This window comes from Mycobacterium sp. NGS50 (genome assembly GCF_059812545.1).
Map to the genome: position 1 here is coordinate 1 of NZ_JCALCW010000065.1, position 10,650 is coordinate 10,650.

At 68.0% G+C, this 10,650-nt stretch carries 11 protein-coding genes; 6 read left to right on the forward strand and 5 right to left on the reverse strand.

What is annotated here, in order from left to right:
- From AC5Y36_RS25505 to AC5Y36_RS25520, 4 genes are all read right to left on the reverse strand, one after another.
- Window positions 1–493 (reverse strand): TIGR04338 family metallohydrolase (locus AC5Y36_RS25505; protein ID WP_500043763.1); only part of this gene is annotated, 493 nt, incomplete at its 3' end.
- On the reverse strand, window positions 490–1,239 hold the full coding sequence (locus tag AC5Y36_RS25510; protein WP_500043764.1) for a DUF2786 domain-containing protein: 750 nt from the start codon (window positions 1,237–1,239) through the stop codon (window positions 490–492). The genes AC5Y36_RS25505 and AC5Y36_RS25510, both read right to left, overlap by 4 nt.
- A 45-nt stretch (window positions 1,240–1,284) precedes the next feature.
- Entirely contained in the window at window positions 1,285–2,124 is an 840-nt protein-coding gene (locus tag AC5Y36_RS25515; protein ID WP_500043765.1) for an alpha/beta hydrolase, read from the reverse strand.
- Between the two features lie 34 nt (window positions 2,125–2,158).
- Window positions 2,159–3,256, reverse strand: coding sequence for a hypothetical protein (locus AC5Y36_RS25520; protein ID WP_500043766.1), 1,098 nt, complete (start codon window positions 3,254–3,256; stop codon window positions 2,159–2,161).
- A gap of 29 nt (window positions 3,257–3,285) precedes the next feature.
- Here AC5Y36_RS25520 and AC5Y36_RS25525 point away from each other — a divergent pair, with 29 nt between their 5' ends.
- On the forward strand, window positions 3,286–4,290 hold the full coding sequence (locus tag AC5Y36_RS25525; RefSeq protein WP_500043767.1) for a sigma-70 family RNA polymerase sigma factor: 1,005 nt from the start codon (window positions 3,286–3,288) through the stop codon (window positions 4,288–4,290).
- A gap of 15 nt (window positions 4,291–4,305) precedes the next feature.
- Here the strand turns inward: AC5Y36_RS25525 and AC5Y36_RS25530 are convergent, their stop codons facing one another.
- Entirely contained in the window at window positions 4,306–5,334 is a 1,029-nt protein-coding gene (locus AC5Y36_RS25530; protein ID WP_500043768.1) for a type IV toxin-antitoxin system AbiEi family antitoxin, read from the reverse strand.
- Here AC5Y36_RS25530 and AC5Y36_RS25535 point away from each other — a divergent pair.
- The 5 genes from AC5Y36_RS25535 (at window position 5,315) to AC5Y36_RS25555 (ending at window position 10,648) form a co-directional block, all read left to right on the forward strand.
- Window positions 5,315–6,055 carry a glucose 1-dehydrogenase gene (locus tag AC5Y36_RS25535; protein WP_500043769.1) on the forward strand — a complete coding sequence of 247 codons (741 nt, stop codon included), beginning with the start codon at window positions 5,315–5,317 and terminating at the stop codon, window positions 6,053–6,055. The two genes, AC5Y36_RS25530 and AC5Y36_RS25535, sit on opposite strands and share 20 nt — an antisense overlap.
- 68 nt (window positions 6,056–6,123) lie before the next feature.
- On the forward strand, window positions 6,124–7,248 hold the full coding sequence (locus AC5Y36_RS25540; RefSeq protein WP_500043770.1) for an NDMA-dependent alcohol dehydrogenase: 1,125 nt from the start codon (window positions 6,124–6,126) through the stop codon (window positions 7,246–7,248).
- Window positions 7,249–7,292: 44 nt separating this feature from the next.
- Complete coding sequence (locus tag AC5Y36_RS25545) at window positions 7,293–8,015, forward strand: pirin family protein (RefSeq protein ID WP_500043771.1); 723 nt, start codon at window positions 7,293–7,295, stop codon at window positions 8,013–8,015.
- 2 nt (window positions 8,016–8,017) lie between these two features.
- Entirely contained in the window at window positions 8,018–9,409 is a 1,392-nt protein-coding gene (locus tag AC5Y36_RS25550) for a DUF3533 domain-containing protein (RefSeq protein WP_500043772.1), read from the forward strand.
- A gap of 129 nt (window positions 9,410–9,538) precedes the next feature.
- A complete protein-coding gene (locus AC5Y36_RS25555; protein ID WP_500043773.1) occupies window positions 9,539–10,648 on the forward strand; it encodes a phosphodiester glycosidase family protein in 1,110 nt (369 codons plus the stop codon).
- Window positions 10,649–10,650: the final 2 nt, after the last annotated feature.

Consider the following 10,650-nt stretch of genomic DNA (forward strand, 5'->3'; position numbering starts at 1 on the left):
GCACACCCTCTTTGTCGTAGCACACCCGAAGCACGTGTCCCAGCTCCGGACCCATCACCAGTTCCGCCAGAGTGCACAGCGTGGCAACGAACTCCGGCCCGTGCGCCGGGGGAACCCGGCACAGATGGTGGGCGATTTCGTGCAGTACCACCAACTCCCGCATCGCCCAGGCGGCCGTTGCGGGACTCGGCACGGCGATGACACCGGCACCGTCGCGGTTCTCGTAATGGGCGGCGCCGGCGCCGCGTCGGGCCCGCACCCGCAGCGGCGCCACCGCGGGCCACTGCGCCCGCACGGCGGGCAACGCCAGCACGTCGTCCACGTAGCGCTGAACGGAGACAACGGATCCGAACCGCGCTTCGGGTGGCAGCGTCAGCTGAGTGCCGAAGAACTCAACCGCCCGTGACCCGTGCTCGCCGGCCCGATCGAACAACGTCCGCACAAAGTCTTCGGCGGCGTACACCCGGGCGCGCTGGGCATCCCGCCCGCTCACCGGTCCAACGCGGCACGCGCCGAAGACAACTCTGGGCTGTTGCCCAGCCGCGCTTGCCGCCCCGCACGGTCACCGGCCCGCCGCGCCGCCGACGAATAGCCCGCCGAGGCGCTGGTGGCCTGCCAGCGTCCACGCGCTTTCGACGCGCCACGGTAATAGTCGTGCAGTTCGATCTCCTTGTCCCGCAGTGCGATAGCGGTACCGGGTGAACTGTCCCGGCCCTTCGTCGCCTCCTGCTGCGCCTGCTCGCGGGCCTCGGCCAACCGCTGCCCCACCCGCGCGCCGAACGCCAGCTGGAAATTCAGTCTCGCGGTGATCGTAGGAGTGGGACGATGCGCACCCGTACCGATGTAGGCGTCGGACGCCCGCACCATCTGGACCACCAGGCTGGCGTACAACGCGTGGGTGGCGTCGATGTCCTCGGTGAATCCGTAGGCGTACACGAACGTCGAGTTCGAGGCCACGTCGCAGCGCACGTCGTTGGCCGCGGCGATCACCACGAACAATTGCACATAGGTGCGCAGGCCGCGACTGCCCGCGGTTCCGATGGTGATGGTGCGTTGGATCGGGCGCTGCACCGGGGAACGCGTCGCCGCGTGCGAGCGGGCCACCGCGAGGTCGATGGACGTTGCGGTGGCCAGTCGTTGTGCCGCAGCCATAAACGCTTCCGCCTCGTGGGCGTTGTCGGTGCCTTCGGCCTGGCGCAGCAGCGCGGCGATACGCGCCAGCATCTTGTCGTCACTCATGCAACGCAAACCTAGACGAGGGGTGCGGTGCGCGCCTGCGCCGATTCACAGCCTCGCGGTGATCCACGAGACGACGTCGTCGAGTACCTGGTCGCGCTCGGGCTCGTTGAACACCTCGTGATACAGGCCGGGATAGATCTTCAGCTGGACGTCCTCGGAGCCCACACAGGCGACCAGGCTGCGGCTGCCGTCCGCGGCGATCAGCCGGTCCTCGGCGCCGTGCACCACCAGCAGCGGCGCGGTCAACGCCGCAGCACGCCGCGGCATCGTCTCGCCCACCTGCACCAGCGCGCGGGCCACACCGGCGGGCACCTTGCCGTGGTGCACCAGCGGGTCGGCGTTGTAGGCGGCCACCACCTCCGGGTCGCGGGACACCGCCGAGGCATCCAACTGCTGCACCGGCAGCCCGGGCGCGATCGCGCCCAGCACCTTGGCGGCCAGCGCCACCGCACCGGGGACCTCGGCCTGCGCGGCGACCGCCGGGCCCGAGAGCACCATCAGCTGATAGTCGTCGGGATAGTCGACCCCGTAGGCGAAGACGATGCCACCGCCCATGCTGTGGCCGAGGGCGACGCGCTTGAGCCCCGGGTGTTCCTTGGCGGCGATGCCGACCAGCGTGTGGAAGTCGCTGGTGTACTCGTTCATGGACTTGACCCGCACCCGTTTGCCGCCGGACCGACCGTGCCCGCGGTGGTCCAGCGCGTAGGTCACCAGCCCGGCGTCGCCGAAACGTTGCGCGACGTGGTCGTAGCGGCGGGCGTGCTCCCCGAAGCCGTGCGAGAGCACCACCACCGCCCGCGCCGGGGCTTCCGGTTCCCACACGTCATAGACGATGCGCACGCCGCCGGCGCCATCGAAGAACCGTTCGGTGCGGGTGGTAGCCATCAGGGGAGAGCCTAGCTGTCGGTCCGGCGCCGGCTCATCCAGCGGCCTCGATTCGCGCACCGACGTCGACCGTTCGGTGCGCCGCGTCGGCGATCCGCTCATTGACTACCTGTGCGATGTGTCGGCGTAGCCGGCGGTCCAGGCCGACGAGCATCGCGATTACTCGGCCGGCCGCGGTGCGCGCTTTCACGTGTACCTGGATGACCCTGGCGGCCACCTCCGGAATATCGATGACGACCGCGAGGGGCTCGGCGTAGCGCGCGGTTGCCGTCAGCGGGATACCGACGTCGACGGCGTAGTCCATGCGCGAGCCGACGGTCACCGAAAGATCGAGTCGAACCGGGACCCTCACATCGAATGTCGGGCCCCTCTCGTCGTGGTGCGGCTGCACGGTCGGCGACGCGACGACCCCGCTCGCCTGCACAGCGGCGAGGCCGCGCGGACCAACGGTGAGCGGGCCGATGTCCACCACCGTCTGCGCGAGGTTGTCCAATCCCGACGACAGCCTGCCCACGGTCACGGCGCCGCGCAGAAAGCGGTGGCCGAACTGCTCATCGGACAGCCAGCGCCACTGCGGGGGAATCGGCGTTGCTGCCATGCCGTCATCGGGTTCCAGCCGAGCGCCGATGTCGATAACCCGCGACGACCGCAGAGCTTCGGTGTTCAGCAGCGAGTACATCTGGTCGGCGACGATTCCCCTGGCTTCGTGAAGCACGGTGTCGATCAACCCGGGGATCATGGTGGCGAGGCCGGATGACCTGGTGGCGATCACGACGTCATCGGCACGAATCGGCGCGATGTCGATCACCAGCAATAGGGGTTCGGCGTACCGGGGCCGGGCGCTCAGCCGGATGGCGAGTTCGGCGCCGAATTGTGTTCGCACCCCCAGCGATACGGTGAAGGCGACCGAAGCCGACACGGTGATGGCGAAGGATCCGGGTCCGGTGGCGGCGATCTCGGCGGTTCCCAGTGTGCCGCTGGCGGCCAGCTCGATGGTGCCGATGCGGATCAGATCGAAATGCAATGGTGTTGCGGCGAGCCCTCCCAATGCGCTCTGCAGCCGTCGGGTGGTTACCGCGGCCTCCCGGAAGCCGGCGGCGAACTGCGCCTCGTCGATCCACCGCATCGCCACCCCACGACGCTAATCATCGCGACAGCGCAATGTCAGATGTTCTGCGTAAGCTGAGTCCGGTGAGTGTGCTCGTAGAAGCTCCAGACGGCGGGGATTTCTCGGCCCGCGTCGAACCGTTCCGGCGGGAATTGCTCGCCCACTGCTATCGGATGACCGGTTCGCTGCACGATGCCGAGGACCTGCTGCAGGACACCTTGCTGCGGGCCTGGAAGGCCTACGACCGCTTCGAAGGCCGGTCGTCGCTGCGCACCTGGCTGCACCGGATCGCGACCAACACCTGTCTGACCGCGCTGGAGGGCCGGCAGCGGCGCCCGCTGCCCAGCGGGCTGGGGATGCCGAGTTCGGATCCGTCGGCCGATCTGGTGGAGCGCGCCGAGGTGCCCTGGCTGGAGCCGCTGCCGGACACCGACGATCCCCGCGACCCTGCGGTGATCGTCGACCTGCGCGAGTCGGTCCGGCTGGCGTTCATCGCCGCCCTGCAGCACCTGTCGCCGCGCCAGCGCGCGGTGGTGGTGCTGCGCGAGGTGCTGGACTGGAAGGCCGCCGAGGTGGCCGACGCGATCGGGGTTTCGACCGCCGCGGTCAACAGCCTGTTGCAACGGGCGCGGGCGCAGTTGCAGGCCGTCGCCCCCAGCCGCGATGGCCAGTTGCTGCCGCCGGACTCCGCCACGGCCCAGGACCTGCTGGCCCGCTACATCTCGGCCTTCGAGGACTACGACATCGACCGGTTGGTGACGCTGTTCACCGACGACGCCGTCTGGGAGATGCCCCCTTACGACAGCTGGTATGTCGGGCCGCAGGCCATCGGGGAGCTGTCCCGGCAGAAGTGCCCCGCCTCGCAGGCCGGCGATATGCGGTTCATCGCGACCACCGCCAACGGTCAGCCCGCTGCGGCGGTGTACCTGCGCGACGGGGACCGGCATCTGCCGTTCCAGCTACACGTCCTGGACATCCACCCGGGCGGGGTCAGCCATGTCGTGGCGTTCCTGGACACCTCGTCGTTCCCCAAATTCGGGCTGCCCGCGTACCTTTAGCGGCCGAGCGGCCAGTTATGCCGCGTTTTGGCGCAAAATGCGTGCGATAACTGGCCATTCGGCGCCGGCGGCACGCAGCGCGAGGCAGACCCATTCCACGATGAGGTACGGCCGATAACGCAGGATATCCGCGCTCACCCGGATGACAATCCAGCCGTGGGCCAACAGTTTGGCGTGCCGCTCGATGTCGTAGGCGCGACGGGCCGGATCGGTCCAGTGTTGCTCCCCGTCGTACTCGATGGCGAGCTTGAATTCTTCGTAGCCCATGTCCACCCGCGCGAACACCTGCCCGAACCGGTCCCGCACCCGGATCTGCGTCTGCGGTTTGGGGAGGCCGACCTCGATCAACACCAGCCGGGTCCGGGTTTCCTGCGGCGACTCGGCGCCGCCGTCGACCAGGTCGAGTATCCGTCGCAACTGAACGACGCCGCGCACACCCGGGTGCCGGTCGGCCACCGCCCCGACCTCGGCGGGCAGCACGCCCGTCGCCTGCGACAATGCGTCGAGCCGGATCACGGCGCGCTTCCAACCGGTGCGTCGGCCCAGATCGAAGGCGGTACGCGCGGGAGTCGTCACCCGCACCCCCTGAACCTGGCACACCTCGTCATCGCGCAACTCGTCGCGGTGGATCAGAATCCCGTCGACCGGTTTCCCGTTCCGGCGGTACAACTCGGCCGGGCGCTCGGCGTCGATCCACAACGAACCATGTAGTGCCGCCGCCGACAGACCGGCCGCAATCGACTGGCGATCCGACCACAGCCAGGCGGCCAGCGCACGGTCGATCGGCGTGACCGTGTGGTTCGTAGCGACATACACATCGCGGTAGATCGCGCGATAGCGCCGGGCCAGGATACGTCTGCTCGACCGGCCCGCCGCCAGTGCCTCGGTACCGATGAATGGCCCGTCGATATCGCCCACGCGCCGACCCTGCCAGCGGGGTCCGACATCTCTCGCCGAGTGGCCAGTTATGGTACGCAAACCACTCAAAAGCGTGCGACAACTGGCCACTCGGCGGAGGAAACTGATGAACAGGGTCGACGGCAAGGTTGCGCTGATCAGCGGCGCGGCGCGGGGCATGGGTGCGGCGCACGCCAGGATGCTGGCCGAGGAGGGCGCCAAGGTCCTCATCGGCGACGTGCTGGACGCCGAGGGCACCAAACTGGCCGACGAGCTCGGTGAGCGGGCCCGCTTCGTGCACCTCGACGTCACCCAGGCCGATCACTGGCAGTCCGCCGTGCAGACCGCGGTCGAGGAATTCGGCAGCCTCGACGTGTTGGTGAACAACGCCGGAATCGCGAAGTACAACGCGATCGAGAACTTCGACATCGCCGTCTGGCAGCAGGTCATCGACGTCAACCTGACCGGGACCATGTTGGGGATGCACGCCGTGATCGCCCCGATGATCGCCGCCGGCGGCGGGTCCATCATCAACATCTCCTCGGTGGAGGGGATGCGCGGCAGCTCCGGCCTGTACGGCTATGTCGCCTCGAAATGGGGGGTGCGCGGCCTGGCCAAGGCGGCGGCCGTCGAGCTGGCCCCGCACAACATCCGGGTCAACAGCGTGCTGCCGGGCCTGATCCGCACCCGGATGACGATCGCCATCCCCGACGACTCCCTGCAGATTCCGCTGGGCCGCGGCGCCAAATCCGCCGAGGTGTCCACCGCGGTGATCTTCCTGGCCTCCGACGAGTCCGCCTACATGACCGGGGCCGACCTGGTGCTCGACGGCGGCTTGTCGGTCGGGATTCCACACAAGACCACCTGAGTCGGCATTTCCCCAGGTGAACGCACCGATCGGAACTGATTCTGGAACGTGTTCTATGATGGCCGGTCATGAAGACCAAGGGCGCACTGCTGTGGGAGCTCAACCAGGGTTTCAAGGTCGATGAGATCGACCTCGGCGACCCCGTCGCCGACGAGGTCCAGGTCCGGATGCACGCCGCCGGGATGTGCCACTCCGACTACCACCTGACCACCGGGGCCACCCCGATGCCGCTACCCGCCCTGGGCGGCCACGAGGGCGCGGGGGTGATCACCAAGGTCGGCAAGAACGTCACCGGCCTGGCCGAGGGCGACCACGTCATCATGGCGTTCATCCCGGCCTGCGGGGACTGTCCGCCGTGTATGCGGGGCTACCGATCGCTGTGCGATCGCGGCGCGGTGCTGCTGGGCGGTAAGGCCATCGCCGACGGAACCAACCGGATCCACGCCGGTGGCCGCGAGGTCGCCGCGATGAACCTGCTGGGGACGTTCGCACCGTACATGACCGTGCACAAGGACTCCGTCGTCAAGATCGATCCCGACGTGCCGTTCGAGACCGCTGCGATCCTGGGCTGCGCGGTGCCCACCGGCTTCGGTTCGGCCACCAACGTCGCCGAGGTGCAACCGGGCGAGACCGTCATCATCGTCGGCGTCGGCGGCATCGGGATGAGCGCGCTGCAGGGTGCGGTGATCTCCGGCGCCCGCCACGTGATCGCCATCGATCCGGTGGAGTTCAAGCGCGAGCAGGCGCTCAAGTTCGGCGCCACCCACGCGTATGCGTCGATGGCCGAGGCGATCGCTCCGGTCATGGAACTCACCTGGGGCATCATGGCCCAGAAGACGATTCTCGCCGTCGGTGAAATGCGCGGCGAGATGATCGAAGAGGCGATGATCCTGACCGCCAAAACCGGTACCTGCGTGGTGACCGGGATGGGCTCGATGATCGAGGCCGACGTCAAGCTCAATCTGTTCCTGTTCACCATGTTGCAGAAGACCTTGAAGGGCAACATCTTCGGCGGCGGCAGCTCGCACATCGAGACACCGCGCCTGGTGGGCCTGTACAAGTCGGGACTGCTCAAGCTGGATGAGATGGTGACCAACACCTACAGGCTGGAAGACATCAACGACGGCTACCAGGACATGCTGGACGGCAAGAACATTCGCGGGGTCATCACGTTCACCGAAGCGGACTGGTAGTTCTCGATCGCTGAACCGGCGTTGCCCGGCAGTAGGCTGTGGCAATGCAAGGCAGCGTCGATATACGGCGGGCCGCCGACCGGTACCTGACCACCACGCCCTGGCTGCGTTCCAGGCATTCGTTCTCGTTCGGCGACCACTACCACCCGGACAACACCCATCACGGTTTGTTGATGGTCAACAACGACGACATGGTGTTACCGGCTGCAGGCTTTGATACCCACCCGCACCGCGATATGGAGATCGTGACGTGGGTGCTGCACGGTGCACTGACCCACCGGGATTCGCTGGGCAACTCCGGCGTCATCTACCCCGGGCTGGCCCAACGCATGTCCGCGGGCAGCGGAATCCTGCATTCGGAGCGCAACGACGCCGCCGAGGAACCGGTGCACTTCGTGCAGATGTGGGTGGTGCCCGACGAGCCGGGCGGCGACCCCGGCTACCAACAGTGCGAAGTCGGCGAGGAGCTGTCGCAGGGTCTGCTGACGATCGCCTCGGGCATTCCCGGCAGGGACGCCGTCATCGGCATCGGCAACCGCAGTGCCGCGCTGTCGGCGGCGCGGCTGCACCCCGGCGCCGTCATCGAGCTGCCTCAGGCCCGATACCTGCACCTGTTCGTCGCCCGCGGGCGAGTCACCCTGGAGGACTCCGGCGAATTGTGCGAAGGTGACGCGGTGCGATTCACCGCCTCCGATGCTCGGCGGGTCACGGCCGTTGACCCCGCCGAGATCCTGGTGTGGGAAATGCATGCGAAGTTAGGCGGCTAGTGATGTCCCAGCCACAGCACCATATCCCGGCCCCCGACCCGGCGGCCGGCATCCGAGCGACCCGTACCGTGCGGTTCTGGGCCGCCCCGATCGTGCTCACGCTCGCGCTGCTGTCGGCGCTGGCCGCGTTGTATCTGGGCGGCATCGTCAACCCGACCAGCAACCTGCAGCACTTCCCGATCGCGGTGGTCAACGATGACTCCGGGCCCAGCGGGCGCCAGATCGTCGACGGCCTGGTCGCCACGATGGACCCGGAGAAATTCGACATCCGGGTGCTGTCGGCCGCCGAGACCCAGCATCAACTGGACACCGCACAGGTCTACGGCGCCGTGGTGATACCCAACGATTTCTCCGCGAAGTTCCAGCAGGTGGCCCGCAGCGCGCTCAGCCTCGGCCAGTTGGAGCGGCCGACGATCACCATCGAGACCAACCCGCGCGCCGGGTCGCTGGGCTCCACCATCGCCGGCCAGACCCTGAACCGGGCAATCACGGCTGTCAGTACCAAAGCGGGGGAACGGCTTTCAGGGCAACTGCGGCAGCACACCGGCGGCGCCCCGCTGCCCGGCGCGGTCGGATTGGTGTTGTCCAACCCGATCAACATCCACACCGCGGTGCACAACCCGCTGCTCGAGGGGACCGGCAACGGATTGTCCGCCTTCTACTACGCGCTGCTGCTGCTGCTGGGCGGCTTCACCGGCAGCATCGTGGTCAGCACCCTGGTGGACTCGATGCTGGGCTACGTACCAGCCGAATTCGGCCCGGTGTATCGGTTCGCCGAACAGGTCAACATCTCCCGGTTCCGCACCCTGCTGGTCAAGTGGGCGCTGATGCTGGTGCTGGCGCTGCTGACGTCGGCGGCCTATATGGGGATCGCGCACTGGCTGCAGATGCCGATGCCGCACGCCTGGGCGCTGTGGGGCTACGGCGCCTTCGCGATCGCCGCGGTCGGCATCACCTCCACCTCGCTGATCGCAGCGCTGGGCACGTTGGGCCTGATGGCCAGCCTGCTGGTGTTCGTGATTCTCGGGCTCCCCTCCGCGGGGGCGACGGTGCCGTTGCAGGCCGCCCCGCCATTCTTCGGTTGGCTGTCCGGATTCGAGCCGATGCACCAGGTTTTCATCGGTACCCGGGCGCTGCTGTACCTGGACGGCCGCGCCGATGCGGGCCTGGCCCACGCGCTGGTGATGACGAGCATCGGCCTGGCGATCGGGCTGCTGCTCGGCGCCGGCGCCACCCGCGCCTACGACCGCCGCGGCTACCACCGGATCCACGACGGCAGCCACACCGTCGACGCCGTCATCGAGCCCGACGCCGTCGACGAGATGCCCGCCCCGCAGCCACCGACGGCCAGTGTCGCCGATGCCGGGTGGAGCGGTAGCTCGGTTATCCGCTAGCGGCCACCCACACCCTCCGGCAAAGCCTTTGCGGCAGAACGTGATTGCCTCGGCGCCAAATCGACGCTCAACTGTTACTTATGTTGACAGTGTTTCTTGTGAGGTTATTGTGTTTTATGTCGTAGCTACCTGAGCAGCGCCGAAAGGGCCATCGTGTCGAGTCCAGCCGCAGTTTTTCGGCGCATCGCCGCCGGCTGCACCGCTGCGCTGCTGGTGGCGCTGGCGGGTGTGGGTGGGCAACCGGTGGCCCGTGCCGAGGCAAGCGATCAGCTGGCCAGCGCGATCGCCACCACTCGCGGGTCCTATCTGGTCTACAACTTCGGCGGCGGACATCCCGCGCCGATGCTCAACGCCGGCGGCAGCTGGTATGACGGCAACAGCGGCGGCCACCTGATGATCATCAAGGCTGCCTCGCAACGCCTTTCGCCACACCTGCTGGTGGATAGCCACTCCGGTTACCAGTCCCGGTGCGAACGCACTCCGGGCGCCCGCACCGGCGAGGGCCTGCTGCAGGCATCCGAGACCTATGCCCCGCTGCAGGCGTGGCAGGTGCTGGGCCAGCCGACCATCGCGATCAACGCCAACTTCTTCGACGTGCGCGGCCAGAAGGGCGGCTCCTGGCGGTCGACGGGCTGCAGCTCACCGCTGGGCGTCTACGTCGACAACACCCGCGGCCAGGGCCGGGCCAATCAGGCGGTCACCGGCACCATCCCCTACGCCGGCAAACAAGGACTCTCCGGCGGCAGCGAACACTGGAGCTCACTGGCGACGATGATCCTGCCCAGCCACGGCGCACCCACGGTGGTCTGGCCCCGCGGCGGCCGCGACGGCGGCGACTACGACGCGGCCGGTCCGGTCGTGACGGGCCTGGTGGAAAAGGGGGAGCAGTTCGTCGCGGTGAGCGGGCTGGGTCTGCTCGCCCCGGGCCAGACCGGTCAACTCAACGACGGCGGGCCCAGCGCCGCGCGGACCGCGCTCGCCTACTCGCGGGCAAAAGACGAGATGTACGTGTTCCAGGGCGGCAGCTACACCCCGGACAACATTCAGGATCTGTTCAGGGGGCTGGGCAGTGACACGGCGATCCTGCTGGACGGCGGCGGATCATCGGCGATCGTGCTGCGGCGCGACACCGGCGGCATGTGGGCCGGGGCCGGGGTTCCCAAGGGATCCTGCGACACCCGTCAGGTGCTGTGCGACTCCCGTGAACGCGCTTTGCCCAGCTGGCTCGCGTTCAACTAACC